The 25,450-nt window shown below is 66.8% G+C and carries 17 protein-coding genes and 1 pseudogene; 11 read left to right on the forward strand and 7 right to left on the reverse strand.

The window, feature by feature from the left end:
• Nucleotides 1-5: 5 nt before the first annotated feature.
• The 3 genes and pseudogenes from metH to Q0Q48_RS10385 all read right to left on the reverse strand — a co-directional run bounded on the left by metH (nt 6) and on the right by Q0Q48_RS10385 (nt 5,636).
• A pseudogene (metH, locus tag Q0Q48_RS10375) lies at nt 6-3,715 on the reverse strand (methionine synthase).
• An 11-nt stretch (nt 3,716-3,726) separates the two neighbouring features.
• Nucleotides 3,727-4,659 (reverse strand): methylenetetrahydrofolate reductase [NAD(P)H], encoded by a 933-nt coding sequence (metF, locus tag Q0Q48_RS10380; RefSeq protein ID WP_295137145.1) that lies wholly within the window; start codon nt 4,657-4,659, stop codon nt 3,727-3,729.
• Nucleotides 4,659-5,636, reverse strand: coding sequence for a metalloregulator ArsR/SmtB family transcription factor (locus tag Q0Q48_RS10385; protein WP_295137147.1), 978 nt, complete (start codon nt 5,634-5,636; stop codon nt 4,659-4,661). The genes metF and Q0Q48_RS10385 overlap by 1 nt, the downstream gene beginning before the upstream one ends.
• 243 nt (nt 5,637-5,879) lie before the next feature.
• Between Q0Q48_RS10385 and Q0Q48_RS10390 the strand changes: the two genes are divergently transcribed.
• The 6 genes from Q0Q48_RS10390 (at nt 5,880) to Q0Q48_RS10415 (ending at nt 11,744) form a co-directional block, all read left to right on the forward strand.
• Nucleotides 5,880-6,674, forward strand: coding sequence for a VacJ family lipoprotein (locus Q0Q48_RS10390; RefSeq protein WP_295137149.1), 795 nt, complete (start codon nt 5,880-5,882; stop codon nt 6,672-6,674).
• Between the two features lie 83 nt (nt 6,675-6,757).
• Nucleotides 6,758-7,354 carry a phospholipid-binding protein MlaC gene (locus Q0Q48_RS10395; RefSeq protein WP_295137151.1) on the forward strand — a complete coding sequence of 199 codons (597 nt, stop codon included), beginning with the start codon at nt 6,758-6,760 and terminating at the stop codon, nt 7,352-7,354.
• Between the two features lie 110 nt (nt 7,355-7,464).
• Complete coding sequence (cysE, locus tag Q0Q48_RS10400; RefSeq protein ID WP_295137153.1) at nt 7,465-8,277, forward strand: serine O-acetyltransferase; 813 nt, start codon at nt 7,465-7,467, stop codon at nt 8,275-8,277.
• Nucleotides 8,278-8,348: 71 nt separating this feature from the next.
• The gene (locus Q0Q48_RS10405; RefSeq protein ID WP_295137155.1) at nt 8,349-9,173 is read left to right on the forward strand and encodes a sugar phosphate isomerase/epimerase family protein; all 825 of its coding nucleotides are present in this window, start codon (nt 8,349-8,351) and stop codon (nt 9,171-9,173) included.
• A gap of 240 nt (nt 9,174-9,413) precedes the next feature.
• Nucleotides 9,414-9,941 (forward strand): hypothetical protein, encoded by a 528-nt coding sequence (locus Q0Q48_RS10410; protein WP_295137157.1) that lies wholly within the window; start codon nt 9,414-9,416, stop codon nt 9,939-9,941.
• A 150-nt stretch (nt 9,942-10,091) separates the two neighbouring features.
• Nucleotides 10,092-11,744: a tetratricopeptide repeat protein gene (locus Q0Q48_RS10415; RefSeq protein ID WP_295137158.1), complete on the forward strand. Its 1,653-nt coding sequence runs from the start codon at nt 10,092-10,094 to the stop codon at nt 11,742-11,744.
• A gap of 17 nt (nt 11,745-11,761) precedes the next feature.
• Here the strand turns inward: Q0Q48_RS10415 and Q0Q48_RS10420 are convergent, their stop codons facing one another.
• Both Q0Q48_RS10420 and Q0Q48_RS10425 read right to left on the reverse strand, forming a co-directional pair.
• Complete coding sequence (locus Q0Q48_RS10420) at nt 11,762-12,238, reverse strand: hypothetical protein (protein WP_295137159.1); 477 nt, start codon at nt 12,236-12,238, stop codon at nt 11,762-11,764.
• A 50-nt stretch (nt 12,239-12,288) separates the two neighbouring features.
• Nucleotides 12,289-12,975, reverse strand: coding sequence for a crotonase/enoyl-CoA hydratase family protein (locus Q0Q48_RS10425; RefSeq protein WP_295137161.1), 687 nt, complete (start codon nt 12,973-12,975; stop codon nt 12,289-12,291).
• 83 nt (nt 12,976-13,058) lie between these two features.
• On the opposite strand from Q0Q48_RS10425, the gene Q0Q48_RS10430 reads away from it, so the two are divergent.
• Entirely contained in the window at nt 13,059-13,625 is a 567-nt protein-coding gene (locus Q0Q48_RS10430) for a TetR/AcrR family transcriptional regulator (RefSeq protein ID WP_295137162.1), read from the forward strand.
• On the opposite strand, the gene ettA is transcribed toward Q0Q48_RS10430, so the two are convergent.
• Nucleotides 13,622-15,298, reverse strand: a complete 1,677-nt coding sequence (gene ettA / locus Q0Q48_RS10435; RefSeq protein ID WP_295137163.1) for an energy-dependent translational throttle protein EttA — start codon at nt 15,296-15,298, stop codon at nt 13,622-13,624. The genes Q0Q48_RS10430 and ettA overlap by 4 nt on opposite strands.
• An 80-nt stretch (nt 15,299-15,378) precedes the next feature.
• Here ettA and Q0Q48_RS10440 point away from each other — a divergent pair, with 80 nt between their 5' ends.
• A complete protein-coding gene (locus Q0Q48_RS10440) occupies nt 15,379-18,798 on the forward strand; it encodes an ATP-binding protein (protein ID WP_295137165.1) in 3,420 nt (1,139 codons plus the stop codon).
• Here Q0Q48_RS10440 and Q0Q48_RS10445 read toward each other — a convergent pair.
• Complete coding sequence (locus Q0Q48_RS10445; protein ID WP_295137167.1) at nt 18,788-19,429, reverse strand: response regulator transcription factor; 642 nt, start codon at nt 19,427-19,429, stop codon at nt 18,788-18,790. The genes Q0Q48_RS10440 and Q0Q48_RS10445 overlap by 11 nt on opposite strands.
• 196 nt (nt 19,430-19,625) lie before the next feature.
• On the opposite strand from Q0Q48_RS10445, the gene Q0Q48_RS10450 reads away from it, so the two are divergent.
• From Q0Q48_RS10450 to Q0Q48_RS10460, 3 genes are all read left to right on the forward strand, one after another.
• Entirely contained in the window at nt 19,626-21,254 is a 1,629-nt protein-coding gene (locus Q0Q48_RS10450; protein WP_295137623.1) for an MFS transporter, read from the forward strand.
• Between the two features lie 85 nt (nt 21,255-21,339).
• Nucleotides 21,340-21,873, forward strand: a complete 534-nt coding sequence (gene ppa, locus Q0Q48_RS10455; protein WP_295137169.1) for an inorganic diphosphatase — start codon at nt 21,340-21,342, stop codon at nt 21,871-21,873.
• Between the two features lie 213 nt (nt 21,874-22,086).
• Nucleotides 22,087-25,371, forward strand: coding sequence for an autotransporter domain-containing protein (locus Q0Q48_RS10460; RefSeq protein WP_295137172.1), 3,285 nt, complete (start codon nt 22,087-22,089; stop codon nt 25,369-25,371).
• Nucleotides 25,372-25,450: the final 79 nt, after the last annotated feature.

Raw genomic sequence — 25,450 nt, forward strand, 5'->3', positions numbered from 1 at the left:
TCGGCTCAGTAGCCGATGTTCGGCCGCAACCACCTCTCCGCCTGTTCGATCGAGACGCCACGCCGCGCGGCATAGTCCTCGACCTGGTCCTTGCCGATGCGGGCGACGCCGAAGTACTGCGCATCGGGATGAGCGAAGTAGTAGCCCGAGACGGCCGATGTCGGGACCATGGCGAAGCTCTCGGTGAGCTGGATGCCGGCATTCTGGCCGGCGTTCAACAGCCGGAACAGTTCGGGCTTCTGGCTATGGTCGGGGCAGGCCGGATAGCCCGGCGCGGGGCGGATGCCACGATACTTCTCGCGCACCAGCTCCTCGTTGGAGAGCGCCTCCTCGGGCGCATAGCCCCACAGGGTCTTGCGCACGCGCTCGTGCAGCCGCTCGGCGAAGGCCTCGGCCAGACGGTCGGCCAGCGCCTTCAGCAGGATGTCCGAATAGTCGTCATGGTCGGCCTTGAAGCGGGCGAGATGCTCCTCGATGCCATGGCCGGCGGTAACGGCGAAGCCGCCGATCCAGTCGGCCTCGGGCGAGATGAAATCGGCCAGGCACATGTTGGCCCGCGGCGCCCGCTTCTCGATCTGCTGGCGCAGGAAGTAGAGGCGTGAGATCTCCTTGGTGCGGGTCTCGTCGCTGTAGATCACCACGTCGTCGCCTTCGCGTCGGCACGGCCAGAAGCCGACCACGCCCTTGGCGGTCAGCCACTTCTCGCGCACGATCCGCTCGAGCATCTTGCGCGCATCGGCATAGAGCTTCCTTGCGCTCTCGCCGACCACGGGATCCTCGAGAATCTCCGGATAGTTGCCGGCCAGCTCCCAGGCGCGGAAGAACGGCGTCCAGTCGATGCGCTCGACCAGCTCGTGCAGCGGATACTCGGCAAACACACGCGTTCCCGTGAGCGCCGGCTTGGGCGCCGTGTAGGCCGACCAGTCGATCTTGAACTCGTTGGCGCGCGCCGCTTCGAGCGGCACGACCTTCTCCTTGGAACCGCCCGCGCGTTCGACCCGGATCGCCTCGTATTCGGCCGCGACCTTGCTGGCGAAATCCTCGGCCTGCGAGCCCGACTCCGATACCAGCGCCGAGCAGACGCCGACGGCGCGCGAGGCGTCGAGGACGTGCACCGTCGTGCCCTTGTAGCGCGGCGCAATGCGAAGGGCGGTGTGGACCTTGGAGGTGGTGGCGCCGCCGATCAGCAGCGGCAGGTTCATGCCCCGGCGCGTCATCTCCTCGGCCACCGTCACCATCTCGTCGAGCGAGGGCGTGATCAGGCCGGAGAGGCCGATGATGTCGGCCTTGTTATCGTTGGCGCTCTTCAGGATGTCCTGGAACGGTACCATCACGCCGAGATCGATGACCTCGAAGTTGTTGCACTGCAGGACCACACCTACGATGTTCTTGCCGATGTCGTGGACGTCGCCCTTGACCGTTGCCATGACGATCTTGCCCTTGGGCCGCGAGCCTTCCGTCTTCTGCGCCTCGATGTAGGGCAGCAGATGCGCCACCGCCTTCTTCATGACGCGGGCGCTCTTCACGACTTGCGGCAGGAACATCTTGCCGGCGCCGAACAGGTCGCCGACCACGTTCATGCCGGCCATCAGCGGGCCCTCGATCACCTCGATCGGCCGCGCGATCTGCAGTCGCGCCTCCTCGGTGTCGGCGACGACGAACTGGTCCATGCCCTTGACCAGCGCGTGCTCCAGCCGCTTCTCGACTGGCCAGCTGCGCCACTCGGCATCCTGCGTCTCGGCGACCTCGCCGGTGCCCTTGTACTTGGGCGCCAGTTCGAGCAGCCGCTCGGTGGCGTTGGGATTGCGGTTGAGGATCACGTCCTCACAGGCGTCGCGGAGTTCCTGCGGGATCTGGTCGTAGACCTCGAGCTGACCGGCATTGACGATGCCCATGTCCATGCCCGCCTGGATGGCGTGGTAGAGGAACACCGAGTGCATCGCCTTGCGCACCGGCTCGTTGCCGCGGAAGGCGAAGGAGAGGTTGGAGACACCGCCGGAAATCTTGGCGCCGGGGCAGCGCTTCTTGATCTCGCGCGTCGCCTCGATGAAGTCGACGCCGTAATTGTTGTGCTCCTCGATGCCGGTCGCCACCGCGAAGATGTTCGGGTCGAAGATGATGTCCTCGGCCGGGAAGCCGACCTGGTTCACCAGGATGTCGTAGGCGCGGGCGCAGATCTCGACCTTGCGCTCCTTGGTGTCGGCCTGGCCCTTCTCGTCGAAGGCCATGACCACGACCGCGGCGCCGTAGCGGCGGACCTTGCGGGCCTGCGCGATGAAGGGCTCGATGCCCTCCTTCATGGAGATCGAATTCACGATCGGCTTGCCGGCGACGCACTTCAGGCCAGCCTCGATCACGCTCCACTTGGAGCTGTCGATCATGATCGGCACGCGCGCGATGTCGGGCTCGGACGCGATCAGCTTGAGATACGTGTCCATCGCCCGCTCGGCGTCGAGCAGGCCCTCGTCCATGTTGACGTCGATGATCTGCGCGCCGCTCTCGACCTGCTGGCGGGCGACCTCGATCGCGGCGGCATAGTCGCCCTCGAGGATCAGCTTCTTGAAGCGGGCCGAGCCGGTGACGTTGGTGCGCTCGCCGATGTTGATGAAGGTGGCGCGGCTCTCGGGCTTGCTCTCGCCCGTGTTCGATTCAATGCTCATCAGAAGAAACTCGCTGCTTCCATGCCGGAAAGACGCAATGCCGGCGGCAGGACATGCCAGGTGCGCGGCTTGATGCCCTTGACCGCCTCGGCGATCGCCTTGATGTGGGCGGGCGTCGTGCCGCAGCAGCCGCCGACCACGTTGATCCAGCCGTTCTCGGCCCAGCCCTTGACCAGCTTGCCGGTCATTTCCGGCGGTTCGTCGTAGGCGCCCAGCTCGTTCGGCAGGCCGGCATTGGGATAGATGCACAGCATGCTGTCGACTTGCGGGTTGAGCGTCTGAACGTAGGGACGGAGCTCGGTCGCGCCGAAACTGCAGTTCAGGCCCATGGTGATCGGCTTGGCGTGCCGCACCGAATGCCAGAAGGCCTCGACTGTCTGGCCCGAGAGGTTGCGGCCGGCCAGGTCGGTGAGCGTCATCGAGACCATCACGGGGATGATCTCGCCCCGCGCCTCGCCCGCCTCGTCGACGGCCACGAGGGCGGCCTTGGCGTTCAGCGTATCGAACACCGTCTCGACCAGGATGAAGTCGACGCCGCCATCCAGCAGCCCGTCGATCTGCTCGCGGTACATGTCCTTCACCTCGTCGAAGGTGACGGCGCGGTAGCCGGGATCGTTGACGTTCGGCGAGACCGAGAGCGTCTTGTTGGTCGGCCCCAGGGCGCCCGCGACGAAGCGCGGTTTGGCGGGATCGCGCGCTGTGGCGGCATCGGCGCAGGCGCGCGTCAGCTTGGCCGCGGCGATGTTGATCTCGCGCGCCATGCCGGCGATGCCGTAGTCGGACAGGCTGATGGCGTTGGAGTTGAACGTGTTGGTCGCCACGATGTCGGCGCCGGCGTCGAGATAGGCGTTGCAGATCTCGCCCACCACGTCGGGACGCGTCAGGTTCAGGAGGTCGTTGTTGCCCTTCTGGTCGTGGTTGAACGAGCGGCCGGCGCGGAAGCCTTCCTCATCGAGCCTGTAGCTCTGGATCATCGAGCCGTAGGGCCCGTCCTTGATCAGGATGCGCTCGGCGCCGATCTCGCGGAGCTGCTCGGCCTTTTGCTCGCGGGTCATCGATTGACTGGTCACTTGGGACGCACTCCCAGCAGGTGGCAGATCGCGAAGGTGAGATCGGCCCGGTTCAGCGTGTAGAAATGGAACTGCTCGACGCCCTCGTCGCGCAGGCGGCGGCAGAGGTCGCCGGCCACCGTTGCGGCGATCATGCGGCGCGTCTCGAGATCGTCGTCGAGCCCGTCGAACATGCTGGCGAACCATTGCGGCACCTTGGAGCCGCAGAGGCCGGCGATGCGATTGACGGCGGCGAAATTCGACACCGGCATGATGCCCGGCACGATCGGCACGTTGATGCCCATCGCGGCGGCGCGGTCGCGGAAGCGCAGGAAATCCTCGGCCTCGAAGAAGAACTGGGTGATGCAGCGGTCGGCGCCGGCATCCACCTTGGCCTTCAGGTTCTCGAGGTCGGCCTTCTCGTTGGCCGAGGAGGGGTGCTTTTCGGGATAGCCGGCGACGCTGATCTGGAAGTCGCCGATCTTCTTCAGGCCGGTGACGAGCGCCGCTGCATTGGCGTAGCCGCCGGGATGCGGCGTGTACTGGCCGCCCATGCCGCCCGGCGGGTCGCCGCGCAGCGCCACGATATGACGGATGCCGGCATCCCAATAGGCGCGCGCGATATCGTCGATTTCGCCCTGGGTGGCGGCGACGCAGGTCAGGTGCGCGGCGGCATCGATGCCGGTCTCGCTCTTGAGGCGCGCGACCGTGTCATGCGTGCGCTGGCGGGTCGAGCCGCCGGCGCCGTAGGTCACCGAGAAGAACGACGGATGGAGCGGCGTCAGGCGCTTCACAGTCTCCCAGAGTGTCTGCTCGGCAGCATCGGTCCGGGGCGGCGAGAACTCGAAGGACACGGCGAGCCGCTGCGGCGCGCGGGCCGGGAATTCGGTCGCGGTCGTGCTGCCAGTGGAGCTTAGGGGATTGCCGATCGGACCGGTATCGGGGCTCATCATGATTCTCCATGGGCGGAAATGGCCGCAGGCCGCGGGGTGGCGCGAGCCGGCAGCTCGCGTTCGCCGCGCCAGATGCCCGTCATGAGGCGGCGGCCGGGAAAGTGGATCGGTTCGAGCGGCGTGAGGCCGGCGCTGCGAAGCCAGCCCTGCACCTGGTTGTCGGCGAAGCCCAGATGGACGTGGGCATGTTCACGCTTCAGCTCGACCAGGTCGTGCGGCGAGAAGTCGACCACCAGTACCGAGCCGCCAGGCTTCACGACGCGCGCCGCCTCGGCCAGCGCCGCGGCCGGATCGTCGGCGTAGTGCAGCACATGGTGGATCGTGACGACGTCGAAACTGTCGGACTCGAAGGGCAGGGCATACATGTCGCCCTGGCGGATGTCGGCATTGTCGATGCCGGCGCGAGCCAGGTTGGCGCGGGCCAGCGCCAGCATCTCGCGACTCTGGTCGACCCCGATCGCCTGCTCAACCTTGGGCGCCAGCACTTCGAGCAGGCGGCCCGTGCCGGTGCCGACGTCGAGCAGCCGGCGCGCGCCGATCGGCAGGTGATGGCTGAGTGCCCGTTCGATCTCGCGGTCGGCGACGTGCAGGGCGCGCAGTTCGTCCCAGCGCTGGGCATTGTCGCGAAAGAAGCGCGCAGCCGCGGTCTGGCGGCGCTGCTGGACGGCGTCCAGCCGGGCGCGGTCGGTCGCGATCCGGGGGTGCTTGGGGTCGAGCCGGCGCACGAATTCGCGCACCAGGGCGGCGTCCTCGCCGCCATTGGTCAGGCGGAACCGGGTGAACTGGGCTTCGCGGAAACGCTCCAGCAGGCCCGCCTCGACCAGCAGTTTCAGGTGCCGGGACACGCGGGGCTGGCTCTGCCCCAGCACGTTCACGTAGTCGCTGACCGTCAGGTCCTCGCGTGCCGCCAAGGCGAGAATCCGCAGCCTGGTATCCTCGGCGGCGGCCCGCAGCAGGGTGAGGAGGTGTTCCATGAAAAGAACAATATAAGCATATCTTTATGTATGCAATGGGTTCTCGCCAGGACCCGACGACCTCCGGAACAATTAGAAACAAAGTAACTGTGGCCCGCGAGTGCTCTGACCGGGGATTCACTTCAATCTACAGCGCGGGTGTGCAACACTTAGACTTGATGCGACGGGTGAACGTCGCGTCACGCTTTTTGGCCCGGCGTCCCGGGCCAGCGGGATGATCCGGGGTCGGCGTTGATGATCGGTGTGACGAGAGCCATTGCTGCCAGCATTCGCCGCTCGGTTGTCGCGGTCGCCCTTGCGGGGACCGTGCTCGGTGGCTGCGCGTCCGGCGATACCGGGGCCGCCGAGGTATGGGATCCGCTGGAGACTCCCAACCGCTTCATCTTCTCGATCAACCGCGCCGTCGATGTCATGGCCTTCCGCCCTCTGGCAGTCATGTACCGCGACCTCGTGCCGGAGCGGGCCCAGACCGGGGTGCGCAACGTCCTCGACAATCTCGGCGAGCCGGTGACTGCCATTAACGAGGTCTTCCAGGGCGATCCGAACCGCGCCGCGACGACGATGGCGCGCTTCCTCGTGAATTCGACCATCGGCGTCGCCGGCATCTTCGACGTTGCGACGAGCCTGGGCCTCGAGCGCACCAAGGAGGATTTCGGCAAGACGATCGGCCTGTGGGCCGGCGTCGAGCCGGAGAATGGCGGCTTCTATCTCATGCTGCCGGCCTATGGCCCCTCCAATGCGCGCGACGGCACCGGCCTGATGATGGACTATCTGGTCGATCCGTTCCGCATCCTGACCTTCAATCTCTCCGTCAACTGGGACTACTACCAGATCGCCCGTTACGGCATGAACGCCGTCGACTACCGGTCCCGCACCATTTTCGCGCTCGACGATCTCGAGAAGAACAGCGTCGACTACTACGCGGCGCTGCGTTCGGCCTACACCCAGAACCGCGCCGACCAGATCCGCGAGAAGCGCGAGAAGACCAATGCCCGAGCCGAACTGGAGCGTCGCGACAACCTGGCACTGGTCCGTTAAAGCAACGCGCCCGGCGGAGGGTGCGTTGGCCGGGCGCCCGGGCTAGAACGCTCACCCCCGAAATTTCACCATAGGAGTCCACGGTGTCGAAGTTCGCTTCCCGTCGTGTCGTGTTGCAACTGGCCGCCACTGTCGCGATTTGCGCCGCCCTTCCCGTGGTGCACCCTGCCTTTGCCGCGGATCCCGCGCAGCTCGTGCAGAATACGGCGCAGCAGGTCATCGAGATCATCAAGACGAAGACCGGTGCCGAGCGTCAGGCGGCGATCCTGGGCGTGCTCCAGACCAGATTCGACATGCCCGCCATGGGACGTTCGGCGCTGGGCCGGTACTGGAACCAGGCGACCGAGCAGGAGCGCGCGCGCTTCCTCAAGGCCGTCGCCACCGCCGAGGCCAAGGCCTACAGCGAGCGCTTCGGTCAGTATGGTGGACAGACCCTGACCATCGGCAAAGTGACGCCGGGCGCCAACGGGCTGACGATGGTCGACAGCCGCCTGAACCAGACGAGCGGACAGCCCATCAAGATCGAATGGGAAATCCGTAACGACCGCATCATCGACGTGAGGGTCGAGGGTGTGAGCATGGTCATGACTAGACGTGCGGATTTCAGTTCCTACATCCAATCCAAGGGCGGCCAGATCGAGCCGCTGGTCAGCGAGCTGGAAGCCCGGGCCGCGCGCTGAGGCGGCGAATTGCACCGGTAGGCCGGTCGGCGTAGTCTTTTTCCAAGGGAGGCGCGTCGATCGCTCCCGCGGGCGTCGCAGGGGACGAGAGCGGAGCGGAGGAGAGCGCCATGGACAGCGCGTTTGCGAAGAACCCGGCCGAGATTTTGAGGTCGGTCGACCCGGTGTGGGATCGAATCCGCGAAGCCGCCCAGTCGGCCGCGGCCGCCGAGCCCGTGCTGGCCGGAACCCTTCATGCCACGATCCTCAGTCAACCCCGCTTCGAAAGCGCGCTCAGCTATCATCTCGCGCGGCTTGTCGGCACGACCGAGGTGCCCGCCGCGCTGATCCGCCAGACCTTCGACGAGGCGCTTGCGGCCGATCCTGCCATCGGCCTCGCGGCGCGCGCCGACATCGTGGCGGTCGCGGACCGCGACCCGGCCTGCACCTCGCATCTCGATCCGCTGCTCTGGTTCAAGGGCTATCACGCGCTACAGACCTACCGCGCATCGCACTGGCTGTGGACGCAGGGAAGGCGCACGCTCGCCCACTTCCTGCAAAGCCGGTCGAGTGCCCTGTTCGGCCTCGACATCCATCCCGCCGCGGTGATCGGGAAGAGCATCTTCATCGACCACGGTACTGGTGTGGTGATCGGCGAGACCGCCGTCGTCGAGGATGGCGTCTCGATGCTGCACGGCGTCACCCTGGGCGGCACCGGCAAGGAGCGCGGCGACCGTCACCCCAAGGTGCGCCGCGGCGTGCTGTTGGGCGCCGGCGCCAAGGTGCTGGGCAACATCGAGATCGGCGCCTGCGCCAAGATCGCGGCCGGCAGCGTCGTGCTCGATCCTGTGCCGGCCGGCTGCACCGCCGCCGGTGTCCCGGCCCGCATCATCGGCTGCGTCGACGTCCCGGAGCCGGCACTCGACATGGATCACCGCATCTAGCAAGCGCCTCGGCGCCGGTGCCTTGAGAGTCCCACCCGACCGTTCATAATCGGTTGGGGGGATTCCAAATCATGCGTCACAGATTCCGCGGTCTCGCGCTCCATCTCTGGACCGTGGACACGACGCCGTTCGAGGAAGCGCTCGCCGCCGCGAAGGCCGGCGGTTTCGATGCGGTCGAACTGCGCCGCGTCGACTTCAAGCGCGCCGGGGAGGGCGGGCTCTCGAACACGGCGGTGCTCGGCCGCGTGCGCGCGAACGGATTGTCCGTCAGTGCCGTTGGCTGCGAATACGGTTGGGCCTTCGCGGCGAAGGAGGATCGCGAGCGGCTGTTTGCTTCCCTGGTGGAGGCGTGCGAGAGGGCGGTCACGCTCGATTGTGCGACGGTGATGAGCGGCATCGGCCCCGGAACGGCATCGATGGAAGACGCCGTGGCGAACGTGCGTCACGCCGGTGAAATCGTTGCGCGCCATGGCTTGCGACTGGCGCTGGAGTACCAGTTCCAGCATCCGATCGTGAGCCGCCTCGACATCCTGCGGGAGTTGATCGCCAAGGCGGGACAGAAGAGCGTCGGGCTTCTGCTCGATGCCTATCACCTGCAGCGCGGCGGCCGTCCTGGCCGCGGTTTCGAGGAGGTGCCGGGTTCGGAGATCTTCTACGTGCAGTACAGCGACGTGCCCGATGCGGCGCCGAATACCGCGCCGCCGGTCGACCGTCTGCCGCCGGGACGGGGCATCGTGCGCTGGAGCGAGCTGTTCCAGCTCCTCGCCGCAAAGGACTACCGCGGCTGGGTGAGCTACGAGGCGCCCAATCCCATCCACTGGGCCCAGCCTGCCGTCGATGTCGCGAGCGAGGGCGCAAGGGCGACGCGGCGCGCCCTGGAGGCCGCCTTCGCCTGACCCACCTGCGACCAGCGGCGGGATGGATGAGAGTTGCCGGAGGCGCTACTTATCTGGACGATGGCGCAGAAGAAGAAGTCCCCGAGCAAGTCCCGGAAGAGCGCTTCTTCAGGCGCCAAGCCGCCATCTTCCGGCGCCAGGCCTCCCGTTTCCGGCCCGAAGACAAGGGCACGCAAGCAGGCGCCCCGGGCCCCGGGGCCGCTGCCGCCGCCGAGCACGACACTGCAGCAGGAACTGCACATGATGGCGCGCAGCGGCATGCAGTCGCTGCAGAGCCTGATCGTCTTCCTGGCCGTGCTGGTCGTGATCGCGGGCGTCGGCATCGGCGCCTGGGCGATGAGGCCGGTGCCGGGCTATGCGTCGGAAGAGCAGAAAGCGGGCTCGCCCTTCGACGCGATTTTCACGGCGGAGAATACGAGCCCGTGGTTTGCGATGAAGGGCCTGAAGTTTGCCTGCGTGCTCGATCATGTGCGCGCCTCGGGCCGCGAGCCGACTCTCATCGAGGCGACCGACGTGCGTTTTCCGGCGGGTTCTGCCGCCGAGCTGAAACCGGGCGAGCAGGCCACCTTCCGGTGTCCGTTCCGTGCCCTGTTCGGCCTGCCGCCGCTCAACGAGGACTACGGCGTCGTGCAGCGTTCGCAGATCTATTTCCATGCTTCCTACGATCTGCCGTTCATCGGCGCGATCCGCCTGAGCGACAACAGCGCGCCCTTCGTGCTCAACACGAGGCTCTTGCCGCCGCGGTGGACGAACAGGCCGGACGGCTGACGCAGCCAGCGGCCTCCTCGTAGTCGAGCACAGGCCTTTGGCTGGCACCGCCTTGCCGGTGAGCCGTTCCCCGCGCGAGGAACGGCCGGGCTTGCCGTCGGGCCGTTCCCGACGGCACCATGTCTCCGGATCGCAGCGGGGGCATGGACCATGGACGACTATTACGATCTCGGCGCCTACAAGCGCACCGTCACCACCTCTTCGCCACAGACGCAGCTCTGGTTCGATCGCGGACTGAACTGGCTCTACGGGTTCAATCATGCCGAAGCGATCAAGTGCTTCGAGAAGGCGCTGGAGACCGATCCCGGCTGTGCCATGGCGCACTGGGGCATCTCCTACGCCGCCGGGCCGAACTACAATCTCCCCTGGCACCGCTACGATCCGGCCGGCAAGAAGCGGGCGCTCGAAGCCTCCTACGACGCCATGCAGCGTGCACTGGCTGCCGCGCCCAGCGCCTCGCCGGTCGAGCAGGCGCTGATCCGCGCCTTGCCGGCGCGCTATCCGCAGCGCGAGGCGATCGAGGACCAGACGACCTGGGACAAGGCGTTCACGGTCGAGATGCGCAAGCTGTTCCAGGCCCACCCGCGCGATCTCGACCTGCGCTCGGTCTTTGCCGAGGCGATCATGAACGAGACGCCCTGGCAGATGTGGGACCTCAAGACCGGCCAGCCGACGCCGGGCGCCGGGACGGAGGAGGCGGTCGAGGTGCTGGAGGGTGCCTTTCGCGACATTCCCGCGAGCTGGGACCATCCCGGCCTGCTGCACCTCTATGTCCACCTGATGGAGATGTCACCGTTCCCGCAGCGCGCGCTGCGCGCCGGCGACCGGCTGCGCGACCTGGTGCCGGACTCCGGCCATCTCGTGCACATGCCGACCCATATTGACGTACTGTGCGGCAACTATCGGGACGTCGTCGTCTACAACCAGAAGGCCGTCGTGGTCGACCGCAAGTACCTCGCACGCGAGGGCGCCCTCAACGTCTATTCGATGTATCGCAGCCACGACCACCACTTCATCGTCTACGGCGCCATGTTCCTCGGCCAGTACACGCCGGCCATCACCGCGGCGCAGGAGCTGATCGACACCACGCCGGAAGAGCTGCTGCGCATCCAGTCGCCGCCGATGGCCGACTTCGTCGAGGGCTATCTCTCGATGAAGCAGCACGTGCTGGTGCGCTTCGGCAAGTGGCGCGAGATCATCGCGCAGGAGCTGCCCAAGGACCCCGAGCTCTACTGCTCGACCACGGCGATGACGCTCTACGCCAAGGGCGTAGCGCATTCGGTACTGGGCGAGATCGAGCAGGCCGAGCAGGCGCGCGCGGCCTTCCGGGCCGCCAAGGCGCGCGTGCCCGAGAGCCGGCGCCTGCACAACAACACTATGGTCGACCTGCTGGCCATCGCCGAGGAAATGCTAACCGGCGAGCTGGAATACCGCCGCGGCAACTTCGATCTTGCCTTCGCCCATCTGCGCCGCGCCGTCGAACTCGACGATTCGCTGCCCTACGACGAGCCCTGGGGGTGGATGCAGCCGACCCGCCACGCGCTCGGCGCGTTGCTGCTGGAGCAGGGCCATCTCGCCGAGGCCGAGGCCGTCTATCGCGCCGACCTCGGCTTCGACGGCAAGACCAACCGTGCCTGCTGGCACCCCGAGAACGTCTGGAGCCTGCACGGCCTCCACGAATGCCTGACGCGGCGGGGCGAGACGGTCGAGGCGCCTCTGATCAAGGCGCGGCTGGATCTGGCCTCGGCGCGGACAGAGTTCCCGGTGCGGGCTTCCTGTCTGTGTCGGAGAGAAGCTGCGTGAGTGGATTTCAGCCCGGGTTAATCCCGCCGGCGGTCAGAGCCTAGGCGTGTTGCCGCCGGCCACACCCGCTGGATCATCGCAAACAGGAATGCGGTCGTGAGGCCGAACAGCAGCATGCCGTTCAGCGCCTCGAGCGCGCCTAGCATCTTCCATCTGTGCTCGAGGTGGATGCTGGTGTCTCCGTAGGTGGTCAGCGCGCCCAGAGAGTAGAGCATGGCCGAGCGGTTGTCGGGGATCGCGCCGAGGAAGCGGTAGGCCAGCGCCCAGATGCCGCCTTCTACGATGTGCAGTGCCGTCACCAGGGTGACCGCCAACGCCATCACCAAGGCGAAGGTGAAGGAGAAGTGGCGGCGGCTCTTCACATGGTCGATCGCGTACTCCACCCGCGCCGTGAACAGCGCCAGGCACAAGACATGGAGGACACTGGTGAAGGCGATTAGCGGGATGCCCCACGCCCAGTCGGCACCCCACTGGACCTCGTTCAGCGGATTCATTGGGCGCATCGTAGCTGGTCGCCGGTGGCACCGGCAACGCGATACAGTCATCAGGCGGCGGCGCGGCCGGGCCTGTATTCTTGGATCGCTGCGGTGATCTCGTCGGCGATGCGATCATTGAGGCGCTTCTTGGTCGCTTCGTAGGAAGGCCAGTCGAGCGCTTTCAGTCGCTGCAGTTCGGCCTCGATCGCTGGCTGAAGGTCTGCCGCCTCGCAGACCTGGTCGAGGTATCCGTGCTGCTGTGCCGACACAGGCTCGAACATCGTCGCCGTCGACACTCTCGCGAGCCCCGGCGGTGACAGGCGGTGACGTGCCAGGGCGAGCGCGAAGTGGGGCACCGTCAGTCCTATGGCGACCTCGTTCAGCCCGATCTTCCAGTTGCCGGCCACGCCAAACCTGACGTCGGCCGCCAGCATCAGGAAGGCACCCATCGGATAGGCGTGGCCGGTGCAGACCGTCACGATCGGCCTCGGATGCTTGAGGAAGCGAAGGATGAGGTCCGCGCCCGCCCGCACCATGGCGAGCGATGCGTCCGGTCCGCGTGCGAAGGTCCTGAGGTCGAAACCTGCCGAGAAGATTCCCGGCCGGCCCTGCACGACGACAGGGCCGCCGTGAGAGGCGGCTTCCTCCAGCCGGGTCGCGATCTCGGTCAGCATCTCGAGCGACATGGCGTTGACCTTGCCGTCGTCGAGCAGGATGCGAGTCACGCCGTCTTCGAAAGTCACACTCGTCAGCATGAAACCCTCATATAGACCAATTGTTATAATTCAAGGATGGATATAGACCAATCGTCATAGAGTCAAACGGCGAGGAAAGTTCGATGGCCAATGCCGCCAAGCACAAGGACGCGCTCGTGCGCACCGCGATGCGCCTGTTCCGGCAGCAGGGCTACGCCTCGACGGGGCTGCAGCAGATCCTCGTGGAGAGCGGTGCGCCCAAGGGCTCGCTCTATCACTATTTCCCCGACGGCAAGGAGCAGCTGGCCGAGGCGGCGGTGCGGCTTGCGGGCCAGCTGATGGGCGAGATGCTGGCGGCGCATGCCGAACGCGCCGCGACGCCGGCGGCCTTCGCGAAGGCCTACTGCGCGACGATGGCGGGCTGGATGAAGGAATCGGATTTCCGGTCGGGCTGCCCGATCGCGACCACGATGCTGGAGACGGCACCGCACTCACAGGCGCTGACCAAGGCTGGCGCCGACGCAATCGATCGCTGGATCGAAATCATCGCGCCGGTGTTCCGCCGTGCCGGTGCGACGGCGGCTCAGGCACGGTCGGCGGCGCAGCAGCTGATTGCGGCAGTCGAAGGCGCGCTGGTGATCGCGCGCATCCGCCGGAGCGCGACGCCCCTTCTGGACGTCGCGCGGAGCTTCAAAGCTGCCGATGCCTAGCTGCGGACCAGCGGCTTGTACTTGATGCGGTGCGGCTGGTCGGCATCGGTGCCCATCCGCCGGTGCTTGTCGAGTTCGTAGTCCTGGTAGTTGCCCTCGAACCACTCGACATGGCTGTCGCCCTCGAAGGCCAGCATGTGGGTGGCGGTGCGGTCGAGGAACCAGCGATCATGCGAGATCACGACAGCGCAGCCGGCGAACTCGACCAGCGCCTCTTCGAGCGCGCGCAAGGTGTCGACGTCGAGGTCGTTGGTCGGCTCGTCGAGCAGCAGGACGTTGGCGCCGCTCTTCAGCATCTTGGCGAGGTTCACCCGGTTGCGCTCACCGCCGGACAGCTGGCCGACCTTCTTCTGCTGGTCGGCGCCCTTGAAGTTGAACGAGCCGCAATAGGCGCGGCTGGACACTTCCCTGGTGCCAAGCTTGATGATGTCGAGGCCGCCCGAGAGCTCCTCCCACACCGTCTTGTTGGGATCGAGCGATTCGCGACTCTGGTCGACATAGCCCAGCTTCACCGTCGGGCCGACCGAGAAGGTGCCGCTGTCGGGCTTGTCCTGGCCGGTGATCATCTTGAACAGCGTGGTCTTGCCGGCACCGTTGGGGCCGATGACGCCGACGATGCCGCCCGGCGGCAGGTTGAACGACAAATTGTCGATCAGCAGCCGGTCGCCGAAGCCCTTGGAAATGCCCTCGGCGCGAATTACGTGGTCGCCCAGCCGCGGGCCGGCCGGGATGACGATCTGCGCCCGGTCGAGCGTCTGCTGGCTGTCCTCCTCGACCATGCGCTCGTAGGCAGCGATACGGGCCTTGCTCTTGGAGCGGCGGGCCGACGGACTGGTGCCCATCCATTCGAGCTCGCGCTGCATGGTACGGCGGCGGGCGTCGGCGGTCTTCTCTTCCAGCTCGAGGCGCTTGTCCTTCTGCTTCAGCCAGGACGAGTAGTTGCCTTCCCACGGGATGCCGGCGCCGCGGTCGAGTTCGAGGATCCACCCGGCGACTTTGTCGAGGAAGTAGCGATCGTGGGTGACGGCCACGACGGTGCCGGGGAACTCCGCGAGATGACGCTCCAGCCAGGCCACCGACTCGGCGTCGAGATGGTTGGTCGGCTCGTCGAGCAGCAGCATGTCGGGCTTGGAGAGCAGCAGGCGGCACAACGCCACGCGGCGCTTCTCGCCGCCCGAGAGCTTGGTCACGTCGGCATCCGACGGCGGGCAGCGCAGCGCGTCCATGGCGATCTCGACAGTGCGGCCCAGGTCCCAGCCGTTGCCGGCGTCGATCTTCTCCTGCAGCTCGGCCTGCTCGGCTATCAGCTTGTCCATGTCGGCGTCGGGATCGGAGAAGGCGTTGGACACCTCCTCGAAGCGCGCCAGGGCCTTCGCCATGTCGCCGGCGCCGTCCATGACGTTGCCCAGCACGTCCTTGTTGGGGTCGAGGCCCGGCTCCTGCTCCAGCAGGCCGACCTTCACGCCCTCGGCCGCCCAGGCCTCGCCGGTGTAATTGTCGTCGCGCCCGGCCATGATCTTGAGCAGGGTCGACTTGCCCGAGCCGTTGAGGCCGAGCACGCCGATCTTGGCGCCGGGCAGGAACGACAGCCAGATGTCCTTCAGGACCTGCTTGCCGCCGGGAAAGGTCTTGTTCAGACCCTTCATCACGTAGATGTACTGGTAAGAAGCCATTGTGACCGAATCCTTGTGTGGCGGAGCTTGTAGCGGCCCCGCCCAGGCGGTTCAATGACGGCGGGGAGAAACGCGCACGCATGCTGGTGGAACCGGCTGTCCTGGCCCTGTCGCTGGCCTATCTGGGGCTGCTCTTCGCCGTGGCCTGGTTCGGCGACCGCTATGCGCGCGACTGGTCGCGGAACTCGGTGGCGCCGGTGGTCTATGGCCTGTCGCTGGCCATCTACTGCACCTCCTGGACCTTCTACGGCGCGGTCGGGCGGGCGGCGACCTCGGGCATCGACTTCATCCTGATCTATACCGGCCCGGTCCTGGTCGTGACCCTGGGCTATCCGATCCTCGCCAAGATGGTGCGGGTGGCCAAGCAGCACAACGTCACCTCGATCGCCGACTTCCTGGCCTCACGCTACGGCAAGAGCCGTGCGGTGGGTGTCATCGCCACCTTGTTCGCGACCGTGGGCGTGCTGCCCTACATCGCGCTGCAGCTCCAGGCCGTGTCTTCCTCGTTCCGCACCATTGCGGCGCCCTTGCCGTGGAGCGGCGGGGCGCCGGGCGTGGTGCATGCCGACACCTCACTGATCGTGGCGGCGCTGATGGCGCTGTTCACCATCCTGTTCGGCGTGCGCAACGTGCAGGCCTCCGAGCAGCATCGCGGCATGATGCTGGCCATCGCCTTCGAATCGGTGGTGAAGCTGTTGGCGCTGCTGGCGGTCGGCCCCTTCGTCGTCTGGTTCCTGTTCGACGGCCCGGCCGACATGGTGGGGCGCCTGGCCGAGGTCCCGGCCGTGGCCGAGCGCCTGACGCGCGAGGCCTCGCCGCTCACCTGGGTGGTGATGTCGCTGCTCTCGGGCATGGCCTTCCTCTGCCTGCCGCGTCAGTTCCACGTTGCCGTCGTCGAGCATGACCATCCCGCGAGCCTCCGCACGGCGCGCTGGCTGTTTCCGGTCTATCTCGTGCTGATCAACCTTTTCGTCATCCCGATCGCGGCGGCAGGCCTGCTGCTGCTCGGACCGGGCATCAGCCCCGACCTCTACGTGCTGCAGCTGCCGCTGGTCGGTGGCAAGAGCTGGCTCTCGGCATTCGTCTTCATCGGCGGCCTGTCGGCGGCAACCTCGATGGTCATCGTTGCCTGCATGGCGCTGTCGGGCATGATCGGCAACGAGTTGCTGATGCCGTACCTGCTGCGCCGGCAGGCCGGCGTGGTGCGCGACATGGGTCCGGTGGTTGTGCTGGTGCGCCGCGCCGCCGTCGTGCTGATCCTGATGGCCGGCTACGCCTACGAGCGCATCATCTCGGGATACCTGCCGCTCGCCTCGATCGGCCTGATCTCCTTCTGTGCCGTCGCCAACTTCGCGCCGGGTCTCGTGCTCGGCCTCTACTGGCAGCGCGCCCATCGCTACGGCGTCGTTTCAGGCCTGGCCGGCGGCTTCGTCGTCTGGCTCTACGCGCTGCTGCTGCCGACCCTGCACCAGGGGGCGGGCGACGGGCCGGTGGCCCCGTTCATGCCGTACCTGCCTGCGCCCCTGGCCGCCCTCGATCCGGTGCTGCAGGGGTTCCTGGCTTGCCTCGCAGTCAACAGCGCGCTGCTGGTCGGCGTCTCCCTGCTGGTGCGCCCCGTGGGCCGCGACCGCGAGCAGGCGGATGCCTTCGTGCTGGGTGCCGAACCGCGGCCGCCGTCGCGCCGCGCGCCGGCCGACGCCACTCGCATCGAGGAGCTGCGCCAGCTCCTCGCGCGCTTCGTCGGCGTCGAGCGCGCGGCCCGCACACTGTCGGGGGAGCTGTCGCTGGAAACCGCGCTCGCCCGGACCGAGCGCATGTTGTCCGGCACGCTGGGCGCTGCCTCGGCGCGCGTGATCGTGGCAGCCTCGGTCCGGCGCGGACGGCTGCTGACGCGCAGTGCGCGCGCCATCATCGACGAGGCGTCGGAGGCGATCCGCTACAACTACGAAATCCTGCGCAACACGCTCGACCATGTCGGCATGGGCATCGCCGCCTTCGATCGTGAGGGCAGGCTGGAGATCTTCAATGACCGCTTCACCTCACTGCTGGCGCTCGACGACGATGCCGTCGCGGTCGGCGCCGCGCCGCGCGAGTTCGGCGCTACCGCCGACGTCGTCGACCTGCTGCGCCGGCCCGGGACGCCGCAGACGCACGAGATCGCCACGCGCGACGGCCGCGTGATCGAGCTGCGGCTCGATCCGCTGCCGGAGGACGGATTCGTCGCCACCTGCAACGACGTGACGGCCCGCGTGCGAACCGCCGAGGCGCTGCGGGACAGCGACGGCCAGCTGCGCCGCGCCGCCGAGACGCTGGAACAGCGGGTGGCCGAGCGCACCGCCGAGCTCGAGGCCAGCCGCGCGGAGGCGGAGGCAGCAAATCTCGGCAAGACGCGCTTCATCGCGGCGGCGAGCCACGACCTGCTGCAGCCGCTGCATGCCGCGCGACTATTTACTGCGGCGATGATCGATCGTGATCCGCGCAACGATCTCGGCGGCAAGATCGATGCGAGCCTGGGCGCCGTCGAGTCGCTGCTCGACGCGCTGCTCGACATCTCGAAGCTCGATGCCGGCGCCTTCAAGCCGGAGAAGCGGCCGTTCGCGCTCCAGCCCCTGTTCGACTCGCTCGCCACTGCCTTCGCTCCGACAGCCACACGGTACGGGGTCGAACTGACGACTGTGCCGACGGGTGCCTTCGTCAACACCGATCCGGCCTTCCTGCGCCGCATCCTTCAGAACCTGCTCTCGAACGCGTTGCGCTACGGTCGGAGCGAGGGAAGGACGGCGCGGGTGCTGCTGGGCTGCCGCCGCGCGGGCGGCGCGTTGCGCATCGAAGTGAGGGACAATGGGCCGGGCATCGCGCCCGACAAGCAGGCCGTGATCTTCGACGAGTTCGTGCGGCTTCAGCCCGAGGACGAGGGCCAGCGCGAGGAGCGGGGTCTGGGCCTCGGCCTCGCGATCGTCGACCGCATTGCGCGCATGCTCGACCTGCCCGTCGCGCTCGCCTCCGCCCCCGGCAAGGGCTCGACCTTCTCTGTCACCGTGCCGAGGGTCGCGGCCGTCGTGACCGCGCCCGTCGCGCTGCCGGTGCAGCCGTCGCTGCCGTCGATCGAGGCCGAGAGCTTCGTGCTCTGTCTCGACAACGAGGCTCGGGTGCGCGAGGCGATGACTGCCCTGCTCGGCGGTTGGGGCTGCAACGTCGCGACGGCGGCGACGCCGGGCGAGGCGCTGGACGCGGTGGCGCGCGCCGGCCGGTTGCCCGACCTCGTCCTGGCCGACCTGCATCTCGACGAGGGTGCCGACGGACTCGAGGCCGTGGTTGCCCTGCGCGAGACCTGGGGCCGTACCGTGCCAGCCGCCCTCGTGACTGCCGATCGTGACCCGACACTGCGCCTGCGGGCGCGAGCGCAACAGGTTGAGCTGCTGCACAAGCCGGTGAAGCCGGCGTCTTTGCGCGCGCTGCTGAGGCTGCGTAGCGCCGCGGCCGGACGCCTTACTGCCTGATCGTTTCGGTCGGCATCGCAAGCCCGCGGGCTTCGATCACCGCCTGGGTGCGCGAGCGGACGCCGAGTTTGCGCAGGATCACCGTGACATGCGCCTTCACAGTGGCCTCGCCGACGCCCAGCTTGTGGGCGATCCGCTTGTTCTGGTCGCCCTGGACCATCAGCGCCAGCACGCGCCATTGCTGCGGCGTGAGTTGTGCCGCGCGCTGGGCGAAGCTGTCGCCCGCCACGGCATCCGGCGGCGCGAAGATCTCGCCGTCGAGCACGGCGCGCACGATGCCCGCAATCTCCTCGAGCGAGGCTGACTTGTCGATATAGGCCGAGGCGCCGTACTCGTAGGCACGCTGCACCACCGAGGCGTCGCGCGCGGCGGACACGACCACGATCGGTGCGGTGGGATGTTCGGTGCGCAGGCGCGCGAGACCGGCCAGCCCGTCCATGCCGGGCATGTCGAGATCGAGCAGTACCGCATCGGGCTCAGGCTCGCGGTCCAGCACCGCCCGCGCCTGGTCGAGCGTGCCGGCCATGTTGAACCGTGCGCCGGCGAAGGACTGTGCCAGGGCCGATGCCAGTGCATCCCGCACCATCGGATGGTCGTCGGCGATCAGGAAGGAGAGCGTTTCCCCGGACATCGTTCAATCTTTGTTGCGCAACGGTAGAAAATGCTGCGGTGCACTCTACGCGCCCTTGGACCTTGGTCGAATTGCAGCACACAGGACGTGCGATTTACACAAGAATCAAGATGGGGTCCGTGTATGGGCACCCACGGTACCAAGGGGAGAAACGCACATGGCCGTAGCAGGCACAGTAGACGACCACTCGCGTCCGATGACGCGCGAAGAGAGAAAGGTGATCATCGCCTCCTCGGTCGGCACCGTCTTCGAATGGTACGACTTCTATCTCGCGGGCTCGCTGGCCGCGAACATTGCGGCGAACTTCTTTGCCGGCGTCAATCCGACCGCCGCCTTCATCTTCACCCTGCTGGGCTTCGCGGCCGGCTTCGCGGTCCGTCCGTTCGGCGCGTTGTTCTTCGGCAGCCTCGGTGACCTGATCGGCCGCAAGTACACCTTCCTCGTCACGATGACCCTGATGGGTCTCGCGACCTTCGTGGTCGGCCTGCTGCCCGGCTACGCCTCAATCGGTATCGCGGCGCCGATCCTGTTCATCGCCTGCCGACTGCTGCAGGGCCTGGCGCTGGGCGGCGAGTATGGCGGTGCGGCGACCTATGTCGCGGAGCATTCGCCGCAGGGCCGTCGTGGCTTCTACACCTCGTGGATCCAGACGACGGCCACCGTCGGCCTGTTCCTCTCGCTGCTGGTCATCCTGGTGCTGCGCCTGTCGCTGACGCCTGAGCAGTTCGCAGCCTGGGGTTGGCGCGTGCCGTTCCTGGTCTCGATCCTGTTGCTGGCGGTGTCGATCTGGATCCGCCTGCAGCTCCAGGAGTCCCCGGCGTTTCAGCGCATGAAGGCCGAGGGCAGGGGCTCCAAGACGCCGTTGCGCGAAGCCTTCGGCGTCTGGAAGAACGCCAAGATCGCGCTCGTCGCCCTGCTCGGCGGCACCGCGGGCCAGGCCGCGGTCTGGTACACGGGCCAGTTCTACGCCTTGTTCTTCCTGACCCAGACGCTGAAGCTCGACGGCACGACATCGAACATCGTGATCGCGGTGTCGCTCGCGATCGGCACGCCGTTTTTCATCTTCTTCGGCTGGCTGTCCGACAAGATCGGCCGCAAGCCGATCATCCTGGCAGGCTGCGCGCTAGCCATGGTCACCTACTTCCCATTGTTCCACGCGCTGACCAATGCAGTGAACCCGGCGCTCAACGCGGCGATCGAGAAGTCGCCGGTCACCGTGATCGCCGACCCGAACGAGTGCTCGTTCCAGTTCAATCCGACGGGCACCGCCTCGTTCACCACCTCGTGCGACATCGCCAAGTCGTTCCTCGCGCGCAACTCGGTGAACTACGGCAATCAGTCAGCGCCGGCCGGCACGCCGGCGCAGATCAAGATCGGCGACAAGGTCATTACTTCCTTCGACAAGGCGAAGGCGGGGGCCGAAGGCGCCGCCAAGGAGAAGGCGTTCAACACCGAGGCGACCGCGGCCATCCGCGCCGCCGGCTATCCGGCCGCGGCCGACCTGAAGCAGGTCAACATGACGATGGTCATCGCCATCCTGACGATCCTCGTCATCTACGTGACGATGGTCTACGGCCCGATCGCGGCCATGCTCGTCGAGCTGTTCCCGACCCGCATCCGCTACTCCGGCATGTCGCTGCCCTACCACATCGGCAACGGCTGGTTCGGCGGCTTCCTGCCCCCGACCGCCTTCGCCATCGTGGCGGCGACCGGAAACATCTACTCGGGCCTCTGGTACCCCATCGTGGTGGCCGGCATGACCCTGGTGGTCGGCCTGCTCTTCATGCCGGAGACCAAGGATCGCAACATCTACGCCGACGACTGAACGCGCCGTCTGCGACAAGAAGGGACCGGCGGCCCACAAGGGCCGCCGGTTTCTTTTTGAGTACGGCTCCGGTAAGTATCGCGGCATGAACCTCGACGCCATTCCCATCGGCAAGTTGCCGCCCGAAGACGTGAACACCATCGTCGAAGTGCCGATCGGCGGCGAGCCGATCAAGTACGAGATGGATAAGAAGGCCGGCACCCTGGTGGTCGACCGGTTCCTCTACACGCCCATGCGCTATCCCGGGAATTACGGGTTCGTGCCGCACACCCTGTCCGACGACGGCGACCCGATCGACGTGCTGGTCGCCAACACCCGCCCGATTATCGCTGGCGCGGTGATCAACGTGCGGCCGATCGGCGTGCTGCGCATGGAGGACGATGGCGGTGGCGACGAGAAGATCATCGCCGTGCCGTCGCCCAAGCTGACGCAGCGCTACGTGCACGTGAAGAACTACACCGACCTGCCGGAAATCACGCGCCACCAGATCGAGCACTTCTTCATTCACTACAAGGACCTCGAGCCCGGCAAATGGGTGAAGCTGCTGGGCTGGGGCGACGTCGACGAGGCGAAGCGGCTCATCACAGAGGCAATCGAGCGGGCCAAGCAGAAGCGCTGAGCGACGCGGCGAGGGTTACCGTCTCTTGGGTCGGGCGACATGATCGCGGCCAGCGTGACGATCGACGGGGGCATCGCGCTCCGGTCTCCCCACCCTCAACTGTGAAGATGCACGACGCGCAGGCCTTTTTTTTAGCTTTCGGCCGACTTGGTTCAGGATTGAGCATGGAGCGGCGCCATCGCCGCCCTCGGTGGGAGTTGGGGGGGTAGAGGCTTGAACCGTTACAGTGTCTGGCGGGCAATGCTCGCCGCGTCGGCGTGCACGCTTTTCTATGGGGCGGCGGCGGCCCAATCCTGGAACATGTACGGCAACGGCGGGTCGTTCTTCGCGCCGATCACCTTCGAACCCTATCCCGCCGGCGGGCCCGAGCAGGCGATGGTCAAGTTGACCCTCAATGGTGGCGGGACCAACAAGTTCATCCTGGATACCGGCTCGCTCGGCCTCGTGGCGTCCAGCTCGTTCTACACCTTCAACCCCAGTACGGACGTGCTGCTCGCGCCCTATGCGAGCATCACCTACACGACCAGCGGCAATAATCCGACGGGCCCGCTCTACCTCACGAACGTTCAGATCAACGGCGAGAACGGCCAGTCAGTGACGGCGCGTGTGCCGATCCTGGCCTCCACGAATGGCTATTTTCACCAGCTCGGCGTCGGCTTCAACCGGGGCGGCATCATGGTCGGGACGGACCCGAACGCGGTGAACACGCCGGCCAACAGTTTATGGAACATGAACACATTCCTGTCGCTGGTGAGCGGTCCCGGCGTGAGCACCATGCAGCCGGGCTACATGATCAATATGACCGGGCCCAAGCCCGGCGTCACGCTGGGCCTCACCGACCAGAACACCGGTGGCTTCGCCTTGCAGCAGCTGGCGACCGGCGGCTCGCAATCCTGGTACAGCATCGGCGGGGTGCAACAGCCGGTGCAATGGACCTCGCAGAACGGGTCAGTCATCATCACGACCGGCGGCACCACCTACAATCTTGGATCAATGAGCCAGCTGCCGGACAGTGGCATCTCCTACATGATCGTCACGGCGCCGAACGGCGGCAGCGTGCCCGTCGGAACGAGCCATTGCAGCGATAGCCCGGGGAACCAGACCAACTGCCTGCCGGCCGGCTCGACGGTGCAGGTCTTTCTGCCCGGCCAGACACAGCCGGCCTACAGTTTCGTGTCGATCGCCGAAGGGAACAACCCTCAGCCGAGCGTCGAGCCCTTCGGTGTGCAGGTCACGGAAGGCCGCTCGGGGTTCACCAATCTGGGGCGCACCTACTTCGAAAATCTCAATTACCTTTACGATCCGGTGAATGGCTTCGTCGGCTACCAGGCTTCCGGCGCTCCCGGCACGAACGGATTCATCATCCCGATGCTGGCGCTGCAGGGCACGCTGAACCTGCCAGACCAGTTCCGGACTGATTTCCCGACGTTCCTGATGAGCAACCTCACGGTGCAGCAGGACGGCTCAGGCGTTCTGCACGGTTCGATCACGGGACCCGGCGGCCTGACGCTGGGCCGCGGCAACCTCACTTTGGGCGGCGCCAGCTCCTACACAGGCGGTACGACGGTGAACGGCGGCCTGCTCACCATCGCCAATAGCGGCTCCATCCTCGGCGACGTGACGGTCAATGGCGGCGGCTTCGTCAACAACGGCACGATCGCCGGCAACGGCCTGCTCACCGTCAATGCCGGCGGCAGCTTCGTCAACAACGGTACGGTCGGCACGCCGCTCCAGTGGCAGATAAATTCAGGCAGCTTCACGAACAACGGCACGTTCAACGGCAGCCTCGCCAACGCAGGCTTCGCGGTGAACACGGGCACGCTGACCGGCTCTGTGATCAATGGCAGCTCGGGGGTGTTCGGCAATGCCGGGACGGTAGACGGTAGCGTGGCCAACATGGGCTTTTTCGCCAACAACGGCACGATCACCGGCAACGTCACCAACCTGGGGGTGCTGTCAGGCACCGGTACGATCGGTGCCGATCTGATCAACGCGGGCCTGCTGGCCCCCGGCAACTCGATCGGCACAATGAGTGTCACCGGCAACTACAGCCAGACCGGCGGCACCTACCAGGCCGAGGTCAATGCGTCCGGCCAGAGCGACCGGCTGAACGTCGCCGGCACGGCGACGATCGGGGCGGGCAGCACCTTATCGGTCGCTCCGGAGTCCGGGATCTATGCGGCGCGCACGAAGTACACGCTGCTCAATGCGGCGAGCGGCGTCAGCGGCGCCTATGCATCGGTATCCAGTCTTCTGCCCTTTCTGCAGCCCAGCCTCAGCTACGACGCGAACAACGTCTATCTGACCCTGCAGATCGGAGGGTTTGCGCGCGGCGCCCTGACGCCGAACCAAGCGGCAGTCGGGGCCGTGCTCGATGCCAATGCCGCCACAGCAACCGGAGATTTTGCCACCGTCATCGGCGCCCTGGCGTCGCTGTCGGCGCAGCAGGGCCAGGCCGTGATGAACTCGATCAGCGGCCAGAACTATTCCGGCTTCTCCAGCTCGATGGTGCAGGGCATCCAGCTCTTCCTCAGCAACTTCGCGGGGCAGGCGGGCGGCGGTGGCAGCTTGGGCAGCTCGAGCCGCGTTGCGTTGGCAGAGGCCTGCGACGTGGCCTGCGATACGGCTGCACCGGCGCTGTGGGGCGCCTGGGGTGGGGCGCTGGGCGGCCTGGGCACGATCAGCAACGGGGGCGGCAACGGGGGCACCAACAGCGGCGCGCTCACCTACAATGTGAGCGGCTTCGCCGGCGGCCTCGACCGGCTCGTGGCGCAGGGTCTGCGGGTCGGCGCGACGGTGGGCTATCAGAACGGCAACCAGTGGGTCGGCGGCTTCAGCGGCAGCGGCAACTCCAACACGTTCCAGGCCGGCCTCTACGCCAACTACAGCGAGGGCAAGGTCTATGCCGACGCAGTCGCGGGCTATGCCTACTCAGCCAACCAGATGTGGCGCAGCATCGCGATCCCCGGCCTGGCGCCGCGCACCGCCTACGGGCTCACCGGCGCCAACCAGGTCTACGGTCAGGTCGAGACGGGCTACCGTTTCGACCTCGGCGGCCTCGCCGAGGCGTTCGTCACGCCGTTCGTGCGGCTGCAGGCCTATACCGGTACCCAGAACGCCTTCACGGAGACGGGGGCGGGATCGCTCAACCTCTCGGTGGCGCAACAGACGACGAACTCGCTGCGCACGGTGCTGGGCGCCCAGCTCGGCGGCTCGATGGACCTGGGCTGGCGCGACCGCCTCGCCATGAAGGTGCGGCTGGGCTGGAGCCACGAGTATGCCGACACGGCGCGGCCGGTGACGGCCTCGTTCGCTGGCGCGCCGGCCGCCCCCTTCACGACCTACGGCGTGGCGCCGCAGCGCGACGGCGTCGTGCTGGGCCTTGCGGCCACGACGGCGGTGGCCGAGGCGATGAACGTCTATGTCCGCTACGAGGGCGAGGTCTCCGGGCAGGACAATGCCCACGCCTTCACAGCCGGTGTCCGCATGACATGGTAGGGTCGCTGCCGACCCTTGCCGTCCACGCTCCTTTTCCTATATCCACCGCCGGAAAATCCATCGCGAGGAATTGAAGCGC

The sequence above is a fragment of the uncultured Reyranella sp. genome (genome assembly GCF_945957355.1).
Lineage (GTDB): Bacteria > Pseudomonadota > Alphaproteobacteria > Reyranellales > Reyranellaceae > Reyranella.

What these genes read in the sequence shown, in the direction of transcription:
- metF (WP_295137145.1), bottom strand. Translation starts at nt 4,659, where the DNA reads ATGAGCCCCGATACCGGTCCGATCGGCAATCCCCTAAGCTCCACTGGC.
- Q0Q48_RS10385 (WP_295137147.1), bottom strand. Translation starts at nt 5,636, where the DNA reads ATGGAACACCTCCTCACCCTGCTGCGGGCCGCCGCCGAGGATACCAGG.
- cysE (WP_295137153.1), top strand. Translation starts at nt 7,465, where the DNA reads ATGGACAGCGCGTTTGCGAAGAACCCGGCCGAGATTTTGAGGTCGGTC.
- Q0Q48_RS10405 (WP_295137155.1), top strand. Translation starts at nt 8,349, where the DNA reads ATGCGTCACAGATTCCGCGGTCTCGCGCTCCATCTCTGGACCGTGGAC.
- Q0Q48_RS10410 (WP_295137157.1), top strand. Translation starts at nt 9,414, where the DNA reads ATGATGGCGCGCAGCGGCATGCAGTCGCTGCAGAGCCTGATCGTCTTC.
- Q0Q48_RS10415 (WP_295137158.1), top strand. Translation starts at nt 10,092, where the DNA reads ATGGACGACTATTACGATCTCGGCGCCTACAAGCGCACCGTCACCACC.
- Q0Q48_RS10420 (WP_295137159.1), bottom strand. Translation starts at nt 12,238, where the DNA reads ATGAATCCGCTGAACGAGGTCCAGTGGGGTGCCGACTGGGCGTGGGGC.
- Q0Q48_RS10425 (WP_295137161.1), bottom strand. Translation starts at nt 12,975, where the DNA reads ATGCTGACGAGTGTGACTTTCGAAGACGGCGTGACTCGCATCCTGCTC.
- Q0Q48_RS10430 (WP_295137162.1), top strand. Translation starts at nt 13,059, where the DNA reads ATGGCCAATGCCGCCAAGCACAAGGACGCGCTCGTGCGCACCGCGATG.
- ettA (WP_295137163.1), bottom strand. Translation starts at nt 15,298, where the DNA reads ATGGCTTCTTACCAGTACATCTACGTGATGAAGGGTCTGAACAAGACC.
- Q0Q48_RS10440 (WP_295137165.1), top strand. Translation starts at nt 15,379, where the DNA reads ATGCTGGTGGAACCGGCTGTCCTGGCCCTGTCGCTGGCCTATCTGGGG.
- Q0Q48_RS10445 (WP_295137167.1), bottom strand. Translation starts at nt 19,429, where the DNA reads ATGTCCGGGGAAACGCTCTCCTTCCTGATCGCCGACGACCATCCGATG.
- Q0Q48_RS10450 (WP_295137623.1), top strand. Translation starts at nt 19,626, where the DNA reads ATGACGCGCGAAGAGAGAAAGGTGATCATCGCCTCCTCGGTCGGCACC.
- ppa (WP_295137169.1), top strand. Translation starts at nt 21,340, where the DNA reads ATGAACCTCGACGCCATTCCCATCGGCAAGTTGCCGCCCGAAGACGTG.